The 14,704-nt window shown below is 64.7% G+C and carries 16 protein-coding genes; 6 read left to right on the top strand and 10 right to left on the bottom strand.

All coding sequences use genetic code 11. The features are described 5' to 3' along the window. Positions 1–7: 7 nt before the first annotated feature. The gene (locus BCO18175_RS13710; RefSeq protein ID WP_059573241.1) at positions 8–280 is read right to left on the bottom strand and encodes a metal/formaldehyde-sensitive transcriptional repressor; all 273 of its coding nucleotides are present in this window, start codon (positions 278–280) and stop codon (positions 8–10) included. A 384-nt stretch (positions 281–664) separates the two neighbouring features. Here BCO18175_RS13710 and BCO18175_RS13715 point away from each other — a divergent pair, with 384 nt between their 5' ends. From BCO18175_RS13715 to BCO18175_RS13725, 3 genes are all read left to right on the top strand, one after another. After that, on the top strand, positions 665–1,081 hold the full coding sequence (locus BCO18175_RS13715) for a plastocyanin/azurin family copper-binding protein (RefSeq protein ID WP_174981595.1): 417 nt from the start codon (positions 665–667) through the stop codon (positions 1,079–1,081). A 380-nt stretch (positions 1,082–1,461) separates the two neighbouring features. Further along, positions 1,462–2,439: a chromate resistance protein ChrB domain-containing protein gene (locus tag BCO18175_RS13720; RefSeq protein WP_174982227.1), complete on the top strand. Its 978-nt coding sequence runs from the start codon at positions 1,462–1,464 to the stop codon at positions 2,437–2,439. Next, positions 2,436–3,614, top strand: coding sequence for a chromate transporter (locus BCO18175_RS13725; RefSeq protein ID WP_174981598.1), 1,179 nt, complete (start codon positions 2,436–2,438; stop codon positions 3,612–3,614). The genes BCO18175_RS13720 and BCO18175_RS13725 overlap by 4 nt, the downstream gene beginning before the upstream one ends. A gap of 268 nt (positions 3,615–3,882) precedes the next feature. Here BCO18175_RS13725 and BCO18175_RS13730 read toward each other — a convergent pair whose 3' ends face one another. Beyond that, positions 3,883–4,278 carry a winged helix-turn-helix transcriptional regulator gene (locus tag BCO18175_RS13730; RefSeq protein ID WP_174981601.1) on the bottom strand — a complete coding sequence of 132 codons (396 nt, stop codon included), beginning with the start codon at positions 4,276–4,278 and terminating at the stop codon, positions 3,883–3,885. Positions 4,279–4,374: 96 nt separating this feature from the next. On the opposite strand from BCO18175_RS13730, the gene BCO18175_RS13735 reads away from it, so the two are divergent. The 3 genes from BCO18175_RS13735 (at position 4,375) to BCO18175_RS13745 (ending at position 6,707) form a co-directional block, all read left to right on the top strand. Next, entirely contained in the window at positions 4,375–4,782 is a 408-nt protein-coding gene (locus BCO18175_RS13735) for a DoxX family protein (RefSeq protein ID WP_174981603.1), read from the top strand. 11 nt (positions 4,783–4,793) lie between these two features. Further along, a complete protein-coding gene (locus BCO18175_RS13740; RefSeq protein ID WP_174981604.1) occupies positions 4,794–5,537 on the top strand; it encodes an SDR family NAD(P)-dependent oxidoreductase in 744 nt (247 codons plus the stop codon). Between the two features lie 207 nt (positions 5,538–5,744). Continuing rightward, positions 5,745–6,707, top strand: coding sequence for a D-alanyl-D-alanine carboxypeptidase family protein (locus BCO18175_RS13745; RefSeq protein WP_174981607.1), 963 nt, complete (start codon positions 5,745–5,747; stop codon positions 6,705–6,707). A 68-nt stretch (positions 6,708–6,775) separates the two neighbouring features. Here BCO18175_RS13745 and BCO18175_RS13750 read toward each other — a convergent pair whose 3' ends face one another. The 8 genes from BCO18175_RS13750 to ctaD form a co-directional block, all read right to left on the bottom strand. Continuing rightward, positions 6,776–8,233 carry an amino acid racemase gene (locus BCO18175_RS13750; RefSeq protein ID WP_174982229.1) on the bottom strand — a complete coding sequence of 486 codons (1,458 nt, stop codon included), beginning with the start codon at positions 8,231–8,233 and terminating at the stop codon, positions 6,776–6,778. Further along, positions 8,233–9,507, bottom strand: a complete 1,275-nt coding sequence (locus BCO18175_RS13755; RefSeq protein WP_174981610.1) for a dicarboxylate/amino acid:cation symporter — start codon at positions 9,505–9,507, stop codon at positions 8,233–8,235. Before BCO18175_RS13755 ends, BCO18175_RS13750 begins: the two co-directional genes overlap by 1 nt. A 184-nt stretch (positions 9,508–9,691) precedes the next feature. After that, positions 9,692–10,606 (bottom strand): LysR substrate-binding domain-containing protein, encoded by a 915-nt coding sequence (locus tag BCO18175_RS13760; protein ID WP_174981613.1) that lies wholly within the window; start codon positions 10,604–10,606, stop codon positions 9,692–9,694. Between the two features lie 242 nt (positions 10,607–10,848). Beyond that, positions 10,849–11,169: a high-potential iron-sulfur protein gene (locus BCO18175_RS13765; RefSeq protein ID WP_174981616.1), complete on the bottom strand. Its 321-nt coding sequence runs from the start codon at positions 11,167–11,169 to the stop codon at positions 10,849–10,851. Positions 11,170–11,243: 74 nt separating this feature from the next. After that, on the bottom strand, positions 11,244–11,585 hold the full coding sequence (locus tag BCO18175_RS13770; protein WP_174981618.1) for a cytochrome C oxidase subunit IV family protein: 342 nt from the start codon (positions 11,583–11,585) through the stop codon (positions 11,244–11,246). 7 nt (positions 11,586–11,592) lie between these two features. Further along, positions 11,593–12,312 carry a heme-copper oxidase subunit III family protein gene (locus BCO18175_RS13775; RefSeq protein ID WP_174967069.1) on the bottom strand — a complete coding sequence of 240 codons (720 nt, stop codon included), beginning with the start codon at positions 12,310–12,312 and terminating at the stop codon, positions 11,593–11,595. Then, positions 12,309–12,920: a cytochrome c oxidase subunit 3 gene (locus tag BCO18175_RS13780; protein WP_174981622.1), complete on the bottom strand. Its 612-nt coding sequence runs from the start codon at positions 12,918–12,920 to the stop codon at positions 12,309–12,311. Before BCO18175_RS13780 ends, BCO18175_RS13775 begins: the two co-directional genes overlap by 4 nt. Further along, a complete protein-coding gene (gene ctaD, locus BCO18175_RS13785; RefSeq protein ID WP_174981625.1) occupies positions 12,917–14,677 on the bottom strand; it encodes a cytochrome c oxidase subunit I in 1,761 nt (586 codons plus the stop codon). Before ctaD ends, BCO18175_RS13780 begins: the two co-directional genes overlap by 4 nt. Positions 14,678–14,704 lie beyond the last annotated feature (27 nt).

Genomic DNA, 14,704 nt, shown 5'->3' on the forward strand with positions numbered 1-14,704 from the left:
CACCTGATTACTTGAAATAGCTGTGAACGACTTCGATCAGCTGTTCGGTCGCACTGCCTTCGTCTTCGTGCCCTTCGGCATCGACGAAATGGCTGCGAATGTGATCCTCGAGCACGACCGCGAGCAGTCCGTTCATCGCGCCGCGGCTGCTCGTGATGCGCTGCAGGATTTCGTTGCAGCCGCGCTCTTCTTCCAGCGCGCGTTCGATGGCTTCGACCTGCCCCTTGATGCGGCGAACGCGATTCAGCAGCTTCTGCTTTTCCTTGACGGTGTGACTCATGATGGCTCCTTCATATAGCGGGGGGGAGTATATTTCAATTCCCGATTCCATATAGGGAGGAGGGGTATCCGTAGGGATATCGCAAGGATGGTGCCGAGAGACCGGATCGGCAGCCGACGAACACCGTTGCAGCAGAGACCGCGTAGCGCAAGCCGCGCGTGCACGATCTGCCGGCGACGTTCCTGCGTTGCACGAACGACCCGTGCAAGGGACGCTGGCCGACCCCAGGAATAAACGCGTCGCCGTGCACGTTTACAGCACGTACCGCCCCAAGCAAGCGTTCATGCCGTCGCACTGGCAGGGGTATCTGCGTGCGCGGCGTATCGAATGCGGAAGTCACCGGACGCTTGGCAGGTGCGGTGTTTCGTTGCAAAGGGAGCTGTCATGGACGCCATTTACCGCATCGCCATCCTCGCCGGCGTGACTGCGCTCGGCATGACCTCGCCTGCGAGCCGGGCAGAGCAAACCGTCAACGCGACGTTGCTGTCGAACTCGATCCAGCTCGAGCCACACAACGTGAAAGCGGGCCGCGTCACGCTTGATGTCAAGAACGCCGCGGACAACAACATGGAGCACGAACTCGTCCTGCTCAGGACCGATCTCGCGGATGACGCACTACCTGTCCGCAAGGGCCTGGTGCTGGAGCACAAGTTGAAAAAGATCGGCGAAGTCGAAGACATCGCACCGGGCAAGAGCAAACGCGCGTCATTCAAGCTCATGCCCGGACGCTACGCGCTGATCTGCAACAAGCCGGGACACTATGCTGCCGGTATGCATACCGTGCTTGTCGTGACGCCGTGAATCGCCTGGCCGATCGCACGGCGCCGGATACCGACGCCGTACGATCGGAATAGCAGACTTCGCCACGTCGCGCGGCGTGTGCGTCGTCAACCTCGACGCCTCTTCAGTTCGTCCGTCGTGCGGCACCTCTGCTGCGTCACGCCGACGGATGACCCTATCCCGATTCCCCCTTCCCGACGTTTCGCTTGCGCGACGGATCCGTCCTGAAAGACGACCCGCGGCATGCCGGTTCGCTGCGGCGTGGGGCGCGCCCCGCCAACCATTCGAATCCCCCCGAGGGCTGTTACGCGTCGCCTGGGGATGACGGGTGCAGCACCACCGCATGCATCACCCGAAAAGTTAACTTGTAGATGTTGTAACGCATGAGTAGTATCCGCTACATGGACACTATCTCGACTTGGTCACTCCTCGTTCTGACCCTTCCAACCGAAAACGCGACGGCCCGCATGCGGTTCTGGCGCGCGCTCAAATCAAAGGGTTGCGCGGTGCTCCGCGACGGCATCTACCTGCTGCCGTACACCGACGAGCATGAGCAGACCCTGCGCGAGCTCGCGGACGCGATCGCCGAGAGCGGCGGCACGGCCTACCTGCTGCGCGCGCCCAGTCTCGACGCGTCACAGGAACAGGAATTCCGCGCGCTGTTCGACCGCGACGACGACTACGCGACTTTCACGCGAGCGCTCACCGACGCGCGCAAGACACTGGCCCGGCAGTCCCCCACGGAGCTCACGCGCCTGCTGCGTCGCTTGCGCAAGGATTTCGACGCCATCCGGGCGATCGACTATTTCCCGCGCGATTCGGCAACCCGCGCCGAAGTCGCGCTGCAGGATTTCGTCGCGCTGGTCGACACCGTGCTGTCGCCGGGCGAGCCGCACGCCGCGGACCGCCCTGTCCGTCCGCTGGCGATCGACGAATATCAAGGTCGAACCTGGGCGACACGGCAACGCATGTGGGTCGATCGCGTCGCCAGCGCGTGGCTGATCCGCCGCTTCATCGACGCGCATGCCCGCTTCATCTGGCTTGCGTCGCCGGCGGATTGTCCGGCTGACGCGCTCGGCTTCGATTTCGACGGTGCGACGTTCACGCACGCGGGCGAACGCGTGACGTTCGAGGTATTGCTCGCCAGCTTCGGGCTCGACACGGACGCGGCGCTGATGCGGCTCGGCGAGATCGTGCACGCACTCGACGTGGGCGGCCCTGCCGCGCCTGAAGCAGTCGGCTTCGAGGCCGTGATGGCCGGCACGCGCCAGCGGGCCGAGAACGACGATCAGTTGCTCGAGCAGATGGGCGCCGTACTCGACTCCCTGTACGTGCACTTCACGTCGAACGGCAAGAACGAAACCGCGGCCAGATCATGACCACCGCCATCGCCACGACCGAACCGACCTATTCGCTTGGCGAGCTGGTCGCCTACATGCTGCGTCTCGGCACGTTCGGTTTCGGCGGACCGGTGGCGTTGGCAGGCTACATGCGTCGCGACCTGGTCGAGCGTCGCGGCTGGATCACGGAAGCCGACTACAAGGAAGGGCTCACGCTGGCCCAGCTTGCCCCGGGGCCGATGGCAGCCCAGCTCGCGATCTATCTCGGCTTCGTCCACTACCGCATCCTGGGCGCGACGCTGGTGGGCTTCGCATTCGTGCTGCCGTCGTTCCTGATGGTGCTCGCACTCGGGTTCGCGTACGCGCATTTCGGCGGGCTGTCCTGGATGCAGGCCGTCTTCTACGGCGTCGGCGCCGCGGTAGTCGGCATCATCGCGATGAGCGCGTACAAGCTCACGACGAAAACCGTCGGTCACGACCGGCTCTTGTGGGCAATCTTCCTGACGCTGGCCGCCGTGACCTTCATCACGGAATCGGAAATCGCGTGGCTGTTCATCGTCGCCGGGCTGATCGGCTGGCTGTGGCGTGCGCCACCCAAGTGGCTGCACAAAGGCGGGCTGAATGCAGTCGCTGCCGCCCATCTGCCGGCAGCCAGCGGGCTGCTGAGCGGCATCGATTTGCCGCAGCTCGTTCAGATCGGCACGTTCTTCATGAAGGCAGGCGCGTTCGTGTTCGGCTCCGGGCTCGCGATCGTGCCATTCCTCTACGGCGGCGTCGTCACCGAACATCACTGGCTGAACGACAAGCAATTCGTCGACGCGGTCGCGGTCGCGATGATCACGCCGGGTCCCGTCGTGATCACCGTTGGCTTCATCGGGTATCTCGTGGCGGGCTTTCCCGGTGCGTGCGTCGCGGCGCTCGGCACGTTCCTGCCTTGCTATCTGTTCACGGTCATTCCGGCGCCTTACGTGAAGAAATACGGACATCGGCCGGGCGTCAAGGCGTTCGTGGACGGAATCACGGCCGCAGCGGTCGGTGCGATCACGGGCTCCGTCCTCGTCATCGCGAAGCGGTCGATCGTCGACATCCCGACTGCACTGCTCGCCGTCGCAACCGTACTGCTGCTGTGGCGTTTCAGGAAGTTGCAGGAACCGGTGATCGTGATCGCGGCCGCCGTCATCGGACTCGTGGCTTTCCCGCTGCTCCATCATTGACTTGCGTCGCCGGAAGACGAACGTGACGTAGCAGATCAAGGCGTTGGCATGCGATCGTCATTCACATGCCCCGGGAATCGACGTGAGCAACTTGACGAGGCGCGAGTGATGCGAAGGTTTTTGCGGGATCATGCCTGTCACGATGGCACTTGCTCCGACCGTTGCGCTGCCCGGTAGCAACAGAAGCGAGCCCGATGAGCGTACCGGCGAGATCAGGATTCTTGCGGTTGTGCCGGCGTGCTCCGCGAATGCCGGAAAACGCGCCGGATCACCCCGGCTTCGCCTTGGCGGGACTGGTCTTGCGTCCACGCCCCGGCGGCTTGACCGGTACGGTGCGCCCGTACTCGTTCCACCACGCCGTCAGCGCCTCCATGGTCGGCCCGAGACCGCGCGCCTTTTCGGTGATTTCGTATTCGACGCGCGGCGGCACTTCCGCAAACACCGTGCGGGTAATCAAGCCGTCCGCTTCCAGCTCGCGCAACTGCGCCGTCAGCATGTGCTGCGTGATGCCGGGAATCGATTTTCGTAGTTCACCGAATCGATAGACGCGCTGGTTGAGCAACCACATGATCTCCAGCTTCCACTTTCCGGAAAGCAGCGCGAATGCGCGCCGCATTTCGTCGTGCATGTTCACTTCGTCGGCGTCGTTAGTCATCTTTTCCATACCGGCAGACAGAAAATCATCCTACTTGCGGGCTTTCATCTTAGACGACATTCTTGTGCCAAGTCGATATCGACGAAACTCAGGAACCCGCAACAAATGGCTGAAAATTTCGCATACTGGATCAGCACCGCATTGCTGTCGCTGCTCTATCTCACGTCCGCGACGCTCTACATCGTCAAGCGGGACCGGGTCCGCAAAATCCTCGTCGGACTCGGCTATCCCGCGTATCTCGTGCCGCTCCTGACCGTCGCGAAGGTCGGCGCCGTAGCGGCCATCCTGACCCGTGTCGGCGTACCGCTCAGCGATCTCGCGTACGCGGGCGTCTTCTATCACCTGCTGCTTTCCGGACTGGCGCACATCGGTGTTCGCAAGCCGCGCGACGCACTGCCGGCAGCGGTCGCCCTCGTCTGTCTCGTCGTTTCATTCACCACGCAGAACGCAGCGCGCGACATTCCGTCACCGTATGGCATCGCCGCGACAGTGGGTCACGCAATCATCACCTGAAGGAGAACACCATGGCCCGACTCAGCGGGAAAATTGCCATCGTCACGGGCGCCGGCCGGGGAATCGGACGTGCCACCGCGAAACGGTTCGCCGCCGAAGGCGCAACGGTAGCGGTCGTGTCGCTCACGCCGGCCAACGTCGATGCGGTCGTCGCCGACATCGAGGCCGCCGGCGGCCACGCGCTCGGCATCCCTTGCGATCTCGGCAGCGCCGACCAGATCAACGCGGCCGTCAACAAGGTTGCCACGACCTGCGGCGGCATCGACATCCTCGTGAACAATGCGTTCGATCCGTCCGCGCCGTTTTCGTCGATCGCCGATTTGTCGGTGGAGAAGCTGCAACGCAACTTCGATCTCGGGCCCATCGCGTACCTGAGGATGATGCAGGCGGCCTACCCGCACCTGAAAGCGAGCGGCGAAGGCCGCGTGATCAACTTCGGCTCGATGGCCGGCGTCATGGGTCTCGCGGGATACGGACCGTACAACATGGCGAAGGAAGCGGTGCGTGCGCTGACGAGAACCGCCGCGCGCGAATGGGCCGCCGACCGGATCACGGTCAACAACGTGCTGCCGTTGGCGCAAACGTGGGGCGAGAACGCCAACGTGCCGCCGCCGGCCAACCCGCTGGGTCGCTTCGGCGAACCCGACGACGACATCGCGCCCGTCGTCCTGTTCCTCGCCAGCAAGGACGCCCGGTTCCTGACGGGCTACAGCCTCACGCCGGACGGCGGTTCGATCATCGACAGCGCACGCTGAACGACACTCGGCGGGTGCGCGTCGCAACAGCGCGCGCCCGCACATTCGAGCTGGTATGCCGTGCACGCATCGCGCAATGCCGACACGGCATCGCACGCGTCGCGTCATCGCTTATGATCGGCGTCCGCGAATCCTGTCGCGCTACGTCGCGCCAGACGCTTCCCGGTCGAAATTCGACCCGCTCTTCCCGTCACGACTCACGTCCCCATGCAGGTTATGCGGCATACACCCCAACGATTCCATTCCCTCTTCCGCTTACCCATCCTGCTGGCCGGCATTACCACCTGGTTGACAGCAGCAGCAGCCGAAGCCGCGCCCGCACCACCCGACATTCAAGCCGCGTCATGGCTCGTCGTCGACGGCGAATCCGGGCAGATCCTGGCCGAGCACAACGCGGACGCGGAGCGTCAGCCCGCCTCGCTCACCAAGCTCATGACCGCGTACGTCGTCCTCCGTGCATTGCGCAACGGAACACTTGGCTGGGACGAGAAGGTGACGGTCCGCGCGTCCGATGTGGCGGAAGTCGGCAACGACGAAGCCCGGATGTATCTGGTCCCCGGGCACCGCGTCACGGTCCGAAACCTGGTCCAGGGCCTGATCGTCGCGTCGGCGAACGATGCGGCGCTGGTTCTGGCCGAGCGGGTCGGCGGCTCGCTGTCCGGCTTCGAGCAGTTGATGAACGACACCGCGCGGCAGATCGGCATGCAGCACACGCGTTTTACGACGCCATCGGGCATCACGACGCCGGGCAACCATTCGACCGCTCGCGATCTGTCCACGCTGGCACTCCGCGTCACCCGGGACTTCCCGGAATACTACGGATACTCGTCCGAGCAGCACTTCTCCTACGGAAAATTCGAGAAGCGCAACAAGAACTGGCTGCTGGGTATGGATCCATCCGTGGACGGCCTGAAGACGGGGCACACCGCGGCCGCCGGATACTGCATCGTCGCGACCGCGAGCCGGCCGCAGCAAGCCCCGGCGATGAAGCGCCGCGTGTTCGCGGTGGTCCTCGGTGCGCCCACTGCGGCTGCACGAATATCTGGCGCGGCGCAGTTACTGAACTACGCCTTTTCCTCGTACAAGGATTACGCCGCGGCGCCCCCATCGGGAAACCCGTTCATCACGCGCGCGGCCGGGCCGGGCGCCGGCGACGCGGGTAGAACCTGACCTCGTGCCGAGGCGCACGAACGGCGCCTCGACCACGTCATCGACGCTCGCCTCAAGCAGGCCCCCAATCAGCCGCCGGCCGCCGTCGCATAGGCAATGCACTGCCGGGCGAGTACGTCGGTCGGATCGACGAGCGTCGCCCGGCTCCCGTCCTGCGCGACATATTCGCCACCCGGCAGCAGGATCGGCAGTTCGGTACAGCCGAGCACGATCACGCTCACGCCCTCGGCAATCAATCCCTCGATGGCAGCGCCGATATCCTCCTCGCACTGTCCGGTCGTGAAGCCGGCCTTGACGCCCCGTGTTCCGTAGATCGATTCCATCACGCGTGCCTGCAGCGCCGGCCCCGGCGCCACTTGCCGGAGTCCTTGCGATTCCAGCGCCTTCCGGTAGACCCCACTTTCGATCGTGCCCGACGTCGCCAGCACGCCGACCTCCCGCAGCGCCGGGTAGGTATCACGCAGGTGGGCGACCGTGACGGTCAGCATGTTGACGATCGGAATGCCGAGGTAAGGCTGGATCCGCTCGACGAACGCATGCGCGGTGTTGCACGGGATCGCGATAACGTCGGCATCGCCGTCCTCGAGCTTCTTGCAGGTCGCGTACAGCGAGATCGTCGGATCCGCACCGGCACTCACCAGATTCTCGGTTCGGTCGGGAATCTGCGGATTCTGTTCGACCAGCAGCTTGATATGGTCCTGATCGCGCGACGCCGGCGTGTTGCGCACGATCTTGTCCAGGAAATCGACCGTCGCGGCCGGACCCACGCCGCCGACCACGCCGATCTTGAACGTCGCCGCACGCGAGCCCGGCTGCGCGGTCACCGCATACTGCGCGTAAGCCAGATTCGAATCCACGAGCGGCACGCGTTGCGGGCCGATCTCGTCCGCGACCAGCGCGATCTCGGTCAGCCCCGGCACGATGACCTGCACGCCCTGATCGGCCAGGTCCTCGCATGCGCGGCGTAACAACGCGACCGGCCGGTCGCGAAGATTGCCGCGCTTGATGCCGTCGGAGCCGTAGATGGCCTCCGTTACGAGGTCGATACCCTCGTGTGCCCGCGGATAAACGACTTCGAATTGCGGTGCCGGGAAATACGCTTCGAAGAGTCGCTTGCCCCGTACGTAGTCCGAAGCCAGCACGCCGATGCGCGTCGCGTCGGGGTATCTGCGCCGCACGTGGTTGCGAACGGCTTCGACGATATCCACGATCGGCAGGCGCGTATTCGCCTTCAGCTCGTCGATGAACGTATGGCTCAGGAAACACGGCAGCACGACCGTCGTCACGCCACGCTTCTCGAACGCCCGGATCATGTCGAAGACGTACAGCTTGCGTTCGACGGTCGCCGCACTGCCCGACCCCGAACCCTTGAACGGATATTGTTCGAAGACCATCTCGACGTGTTCCTCGTCGGACGACGCGGGCGTCGCCTTCACCATCTTGAAGAACACGTCGGCGCTCCCCAGCGGCCCGAGACCGCCGACCACACCGAATTTCTGCCGGGCATTCACGCTATCCGTACGCATCATGCGTTCAGCTCCGGCTGGTCGAATGCGGCGTCTTGCGGCTTCGCGGCACGCCGGCTTTCCCATTTCGCGATCACCGCGGTCGCCACGCTGTTGCCGATCACGTTCGTCATCGTGCGGCCCATGTCGAGAATCTGGTCGATCGCCAGGACCATCGCGACGCCGGCCGCCGGAAGATGGAACATCGGCGCAACCGCCGCGACCACCACCACCGAGCCGCGCGGCACGCCTGCCATGCCCTTGCTGCTCAACATCAGCACCAGCAGCATGAAGACCTGCTGCGACAGCGGCATGTGCACGCCGAACGCCTGTGCGATGAAGATCGCGGCGAACGCCTGATACATCATCGAACCGTCGAGGTTGAACGCGTAACCCAGCGGCAGCGTGAAGCCCACGACCTTCTTGTCGACGCCGAACTTCTCGAGCTGCTCGGCCAGGCGCGGATAGGCGGCCTCGCTGCTCGCGGTCGAGAACGCGATCAGCGCGGGTTCGCGCATGGCCTTCAGCAGGCTCCCGACGCGCCGCCCGAGAAACACGTAGCCCACGCCGACCAGGATCGTCCAGAGCACGAGCAAGCCGAGATAGAACGCGCCGATCAGCCTGCCATACGTGTAGATCACGTCGAGCCCGCGCAGCGTGACCGACGACGCGATCGCACCGAATACGCCGAGCGGCGCCGCGCGCATCACGTAGTTCGTCAGGCGCAGCATCACCGGCACCATCCCGTCGATCGACTGGATCACGACGCCGACCCGCTTGTCGTGCTTCAGCGCACTCAGCGCGACGCCGAGAAAGACCGAGAACACCAGGATCTGCAGGATGTCGTTGCGCGCCATCGCGTCGAGCAGGCTGGTCGGGAACGCATGCGTGATCACGTCCCGGGCGTTCAGTGCGGCCGTATTCAGCCCGGTGTTCACCTCGCCGGCGGTTTCCGTGAGGTGCAGGCCGGCGCCCGGCTGCAGCGCATTGGCCATGACGAGCCCGAGACTCAACGAAATCAGCGACGCGCAGATGAACCAGCCGATCGACCGCGCACCGATGCGCCCGACGTCTTCGCCGCCGTCCATGCCGGCCAGGCCCGACACGAGCGTCACGAACACCAGCGGCGCAATGATCATCTTGATCAGGCGCAGGAAGATGTCGGTGACGATCGAGAAATAGCCGGCGACCGCTTTGAGCGTGGCCGGGTCCGCTATGTTCGCGTGGCATGCGTAACCGGCAACGACACCGAGGATCATGCCGATTGCAATGCTCAGGGTAAGGCGATTTTTCATGTCCATCCGTCCTTGGGTGGCACCCGGCCGCCGGAAGGCGGGCGAGCGCTGCGAAGAAGGCCGCGCGACGCCGGTCACGCGTCACCTTTGCCGCTGGAACGAATGGTAGGGACGGTCAATAAGTCCGTGATGCCGGTACAACATGCCGGTATGCGAGTTGCGCATAAGCCGGGAAAACCCTCGCTTACCCCAGCCGGGAAGGTGCCGCGCGCAGATGCTGCCAGAGCGTGTCCAGGAATTCGCTGCGGTTCGACACGTCGCGATACACGCGCAGTTCGACTTCCAGGTTCCACGCCGCCGGCCCCGCCGGCACGAGTTCGCCGGCCGCGAGTTCGGCCGCGATCGCGCTCCGGGGCAGCCATGCGACACCCTCGCCTTCCATCACGAGCTTTTTCAGCACTTCGGCCATGTCGGACTCGTAGTGCAGCTGCAACGCCGGCACGTCCGACGCACGGTCGAGAAGCAGCGCGAGACACCGGCCGAAATAGCTGGTTTCCGTATACGAAATCAGCGGCAGCGGATGCTGCTTCGTTCCGGGAAGGCGAAACGCGGGCGCCGATCGCCGGTTCGGCCGGCATGCCGGCATCAACGTGTCGAGGCCCACGGTCAGGTGCTCGTACTTCGCCGGGTCGAGATGCAGCGGCAGCTCCGGATGGTGATAGGCAAACATCAGCTCGCAGTTGCCGTTGACGAGCATCAGGATCGAGTCGTGGACATTGGTCGGAACGACGCGCGCCCGCACTTCGCCGAAATGCGGCGCGAGCGCCTTGAGCCAGGCCGGCAGGAAACTCAGCGCGATCGTGTGGCCCGCGGCGATCTGCAGGCTCTTGCCGGCGATCCGCTGCTCGGTGCGGATGATGGCACGCGTGTCGAACAGGCGGCTGAGCACGTCTTCGGCCGTCTCGCGAAACAGGCGCCCCGCCGGCGTCAGCACCGGCGGAAAACTGCTGCGGTCGATCAGTTCGGCGCCGATCCACTGTTCGAGCGACTGAATGCGACGGCTGAAGCCCGATTGTGTGACGTTGCGAAATTCAGCCGCACGGGAAAAGCTTTGATATTGAGCGAGCGCGAGGAAATCCTCGATCCATTTGATTTCCATGTTGGCCTTGGAGGGTCGCGAGTGGATCGGCCGGTGCGTCGTCCAGGCAATCCGGGTGACGCGCCGGCCGGCGGACGCTCCATTGTAGGTGCTCGCCCCCGTGCATCGCGTTGGTGCTCACCGCGGCGCCGATGGCCGATCCGAATGTCGTCTTGGGGCATCGTCGGTGACGGGACGATATTCGCCGCGCCTCATCGACAACGACGATTCGGCGGCACGGCCGCCACGCCATCCCTGCCGTGCTACGCCTTTTTCGAATAAGCGCTGCACCAGCCTTTCGCATTGACCTGCTTGCCGCCGAAAATGGCGCACGGCGCCGTCGCGGCACCGGGCTTGCCCTGGAAGAACTGGCAATTCGCACAAGCCTCGCCCGCCTGGAATTTCGGGTACTTCGCATGGTCGACCCGGCCGGCATCCGTCCTGTAGCCGAGGGCCTGGGCGTTTGCGTCGGATTCCTGCACGGCGCCGGCTCCGGCATCCGTCGCCGCCGCGCGGCGTCCAAAGGCGAGCGCAGATGCCAGGACGGTGGCGGTTGAGATAAAACGTCGACGTGAAAATTGCATGACGTCCTCCTCTATGTTTGCGTAAACCGATGTCCGCAAAGCGTTCATCGCCCGTGAATCAGCCGGCGACGGCATCAGCGAAAGAACAGCTCCCGCATCCCGAACGTGTGATGCGCTTCGGCCGCCATCAGCACCATGAGCACCAGCAGGCACAGCGGCGGGATCAGGATCGCGTACACGAGCGCCAGCCGCTCCCACATCATGTGCATGAAGATCGACACGATCAGCCCGGCCTTGGCGATCATCAGCACGACGATCAGCAACCAGCGCATCAGGCCCTGCACGTTGAAGTAGTCGACCAGGTACGACAGCGTGCTCAGCACGAACAGCAGGCCCCAGATCTTCAGGTAGAGGCCGATCGGATGCTGCTGGCCGTGCGCGGCGTCGGGCCGGTCGGCGGGATCGGTGTGGTCCATGGCTGCCTCACCACAAATAGAACAGCGCGAAGATGAACACCCACACCAGGTCGACGAAGTGCCAGTACAGGCCGGCGATCTCGACGATCTGGAAGTTGCCGTGTTCGGTGAACCCCGGCTGCCGGATCTTGCGCGCGATCAGCAGCAGGTAGATCACGCCGCAGGTCACGTGAAAGCCGTGGAACCCGGTGATCGTGAAGAAGCACGCGCCGAACTGCGCCGCGCCCAGCGGGTTGCCCCAGGGCCGGATACCTTCGTGGACGATCAGCTTGGTCCATTCGAGGGCCTGCATCGATACGAAGCTCGCGCCCAGCAGCGCGGTCGCGAGCAGCAGCGCGCCGGCGCGCCGGGCGTTGCGCCGGTAGCCGAAGTTGACCGCCATCGCCATGGTGCCGCTGCTGGTGATCAGGATGAACGTCATGATGGCAATCAGCAGCAACGGCACATCCAGGCCACCCACCGTGAGTCCGAACACCTTCGACGTGTCGGGCCACGGCGCCGTGGTCGACATGCGCACCGTCATGTAGCCGATCAGGAAGCTGCTGAACACGAAGGTGTCCGACAGCAGGAAGATCCACATCATCGCCTTGCCCCACGGCACCCTGAAGGCTTCGCGGTCGGACGACCAGTCCGTGACGATGCCGCGCCAGCCGTCGGGCCGCGCGTCGGCGGACGGGGCCGCAGGCGCTTCGGCCGCGGATTCGGTGTGGGCCGTGGGCGAGGTCATGGCGCGGCTCCATACAGCGGCCCGCAGATCGCGGCGACGATCCCGGGCGTCAGCCACCACATCGCCGCCAGCAGCACGAGCCAGACGGCGAGCAGGAAATGCCAGTAGAGCGCGCACAGCCCGATGGCCCGCTGGGCCCGGAACGGGTCCACGCGCCGGAGCTGCACGATCGTCACGGCCCACGCCGCGAGCCCACCCAGTACATGAACGCCATGCAGGCCGGTGAGCAGGTAGAGGAAGCTGTTGGACGGATTGACGGTGACGGTCTGCCCGGCCGCCGACAGCATGTGCCACGCGGTCAGTTGCCCGATCACGAACACGGCCGCCAGCGCGCCGCCGCCCACCAGCCACGCCGTACGGTGCGCGGTCAGTTGCCTGGCACGCTGCATCGCGACGCTGGCCAGCGCCAGCGCGCCGGTGTTCCACCATAGCAGCGCCGGATGCGGGATCGGCTGCCAGTCGGATTCACGCATGCGCATCGCATAGGCGAGCAGCAGCAGCGAAAACAACGTCGTCGCAACCGCCATGAAGACGGCCAGGCCGGTGCGCCCCGCATTCGGCAAGCCGGGTGGCGCGTCGGGAACGAAGGGGCGTGGCAGCGTGGTCATTCGCGGGCCTCGCCGGGGTGAAGCGTCGGATGGGCCGCTTCAGGTTCAGGCGCCGTCGCCGGCGGCTGGTTTTGCGGCACGAAGTCTTCCTCTTGTCCCGGCGGACTGTATTCGTACGCCCAACGATAGACGACGGGAAGCGTCGCGCCCCAGTTGCCGTGCACGGGCGGCGTTTGCGGTGTCTGCCATTCGAGCGTGGTGGCCCGCCACGGGTTGCCGTCGGCCCGCCGGCCGCGCACGAGGCTCCACGCCAGGTTGAACAGGAACAGCAACTGCGCCGCCGCGACGATCAGCGCGACGATCGTGATGAACGTGTTGAGCGTCTGCGCCGAATCTGGAATGAAGCTGTAGCCCTGATACGCGTAATACCGTCGCGGCATGCCGAGGATGCCGAGATAGTGCATCGGGAAATAGATCGCATAGGTGCCGACGAAGGTGATCCAGAAGTGCGCGCGGCCGAGCGTGTCGTCGAGCATGCGGCCCGTCACCTTCGGGTACCAGTGGTAGAGGCCGCCGAACACCACCAGGATCGGCGACACGGCCATCACCATATGGAAGTGCGCGACCACGAAGTACGTGTTCGACAGCGGGATGTCCACGCTCACGTTGCCGAGGTAGAGCCCGGTCAGCCCGCCCAGCACGAAGGTGCTGATGAAGCCGATGGCGAACAGCATCGGCACGGTCAGGTGGATATCGCCGCGCCACAGCGTCAGCACCCAGTTGTAGACCTTGAGGGCGGTCGGGACCGCGATGATGAGCGTGGTGGTGGCGAAGAAGAAGCCGAAGTACGGATTCATGCCGGCGATGAACATGTGGTGCGCCCAGACCACGAAGCTCAGCGCGCCGATGATGACGATGGCCCACACCATCATCCGGTAGCCGAAGATGCTCTTGCGCGCGTGCGTGCTGATGAGATCCGACGCGATGCCGAAGGCCGGCAGCGCGACGATGTAGACCTCCGGATGCCCGAAGAACCAGAACAGGTGCTGGAACAGCAGCGGGCTGCCGCCGGCATGCTTGAGCGTCTGCCCCATCGACACCACGGCCGGGATGAAGAAACTGGTGCCGAGCGTCCGGTCGAACAGCATCATCACCGCCGACACGAACAGCGCCGGAAACGCCAGCAGCGCCATGATGGTCGCGATGAAGATGCCCCACACCGTGAGCGGCATGCGCATCAGCGTCATGCCGCGCGTGCGCGCCTGCAGCGTGGTGGTCACGTAGTTCAGGCCGCCCATCGTGGCGGCGACGATGAAGATAGCCAGCGACACGAGCATCAGCACGATGCCCCACTCCACGCCCGGCGTGCCCGGCAGGATCGCCTGCGGCGGATACAGCGTCCAGCCCGCGCCGGTCGGCCCGCCCGGCACGAAGAAGCTCGCCACCAGCACCAGCACGGCCAGCAGGTAGACCCAGTAGCTCAGCATGTTGAGAAACGGGAACACCATGTCGCGCGCGCCGAGCATCAGCGGGATCAGGTAGTTGCCGAAGCCGCCGAGGAACAACGCCGTCAGCAGGTAGATCACCATGATCATCCCGTGCATCGTGACGAACTGGTAGTAGTGGTTCGCGTCGATGAAAGCGAACTTGCCCGGAAAGCCGAGCTGCAGCCGCATCAGGTCCGACAAGACGAGGCCGACCAGGCCGATGGCGATGGCCGTCAGCGCGTACTGCACGGCGATGACCTTGTGGTCCTGGCTCCACACGTAGCGGGTCCAGAAGCTGTGCGGGACGTGGTCGGTGTGCGCATAGGTCATGGCATCTGCTCCGTCTACTCCGTCTGC

Source organism: Burkholderia lata, assembly GCF_902499335.1.
Taxonomy (GTDB): domain Bacteria; phylum Pseudomonadota; class Gammaproteobacteria; order Burkholderiales; family Burkholderiaceae; genus Burkholderia; species Burkholderia lata_B.

What these genes read in the sequence shown, in the direction of transcription:
- BCO18175_RS13710 (WP_059573241.1), bottom strand. Translation starts at nt 280, where the DNA reads ATGAGTCACACCGTCAAGGAAAAGCAGAAGCTGCTGAATCGCGTTCGC.
- BCO18175_RS13715 (WP_174981595.1), top strand. Translation starts at nt 665, where the DNA reads ATGGACGCCATTTACCGCATCGCCATCCTCGCCGGCGTGACTGCGCTC.
- BCO18175_RS13720 (WP_174982227.1), top strand. Translation starts at nt 1,462, where the DNA reads ATGGACACTATCTCGACTTGGTCACTCCTCGTTCTGACCCTTCCAACC.
- BCO18175_RS13725 (WP_174981598.1), top strand. Translation starts at nt 2,436, where the DNA reads ATGACCACCGCCATCGCCACGACCGAACCGACCTATTCGCTTGGCGAG.
- BCO18175_RS13730 (WP_174981601.1), bottom strand. Translation starts at nt 4,278, where the DNA reads ATGGAAAAGATGACTAACGACGCCGACGAAGTGAACATGCACGACGAA.
- BCO18175_RS13735 (WP_174981603.1), top strand. Translation starts at nt 4,375, where the DNA reads ATGGCTGAAAATTTCGCATACTGGATCAGCACCGCATTGCTGTCGCTG.
- BCO18175_RS13740 (WP_174981604.1), top strand. Translation starts at nt 4,794, where the DNA reads ATGGCCCGACTCAGCGGGAAAATTGCCATCGTCACGGGCGCCGGCCGG.
- BCO18175_RS13745 (WP_174981607.1), top strand. Translation starts at nt 5,745, where the DNA reads ATGCAGGTTATGCGGCATACACCCCAACGATTCCATTCCCTCTTCCGC.
- BCO18175_RS13750 (WP_174982229.1), bottom strand. Translation starts at nt 8,233, where the DNA reads ATGCGTACGGATAGCGTGAATGCCCGGCAGAAATTCGGTGTGGTCGGC.
- BCO18175_RS13755 (WP_174981610.1), bottom strand. Translation starts at nt 9,507, where the DNA reads ATGAAAAATCGCCTTACCCTGAGCATTGCAATCGGCATGATCCTCGGT.
- BCO18175_RS13760 (WP_174981613.1), bottom strand. Translation starts at nt 10,606, where the DNA reads ATGGAAATCAAATGGATCGAGGATTTCCTCGCGCTCGCTCAATATCAA.
- BCO18175_RS13765 (WP_174981616.1), bottom strand. Translation starts at nt 11,169, where the DNA reads ATGCAATTTTCACGTCGACGTTTTATCTCAACCGCCACCGTCCTGGCA.
- BCO18175_RS13770 (WP_174981618.1), bottom strand. Translation starts at nt 11,585, where the DNA reads ATGGACCACACCGATCCCGCCGACCGGCCCGACGCCGCGCACGGCCAG.
- BCO18175_RS13775 (WP_174967069.1), bottom strand. Translation starts at nt 12,312, where the DNA reads ATGACCTCGCCCACGGCCCACACCGAATCCGCGGCCGAAGCGCCTGCG.
- BCO18175_RS13780 (WP_174981622.1), bottom strand. Translation starts at nt 12,920, where the DNA reads ATGACCACGCTGCCACGCCCCTTCGTTCCCGACGCGCCACCCGGCTTG.
- ctaD (WP_174981625.1), bottom strand. Translation starts at nt 14,677, where the DNA reads ATGACCTATGCGCACACCGACCACGTCCCGCACAGCTTCTGGACCCGC.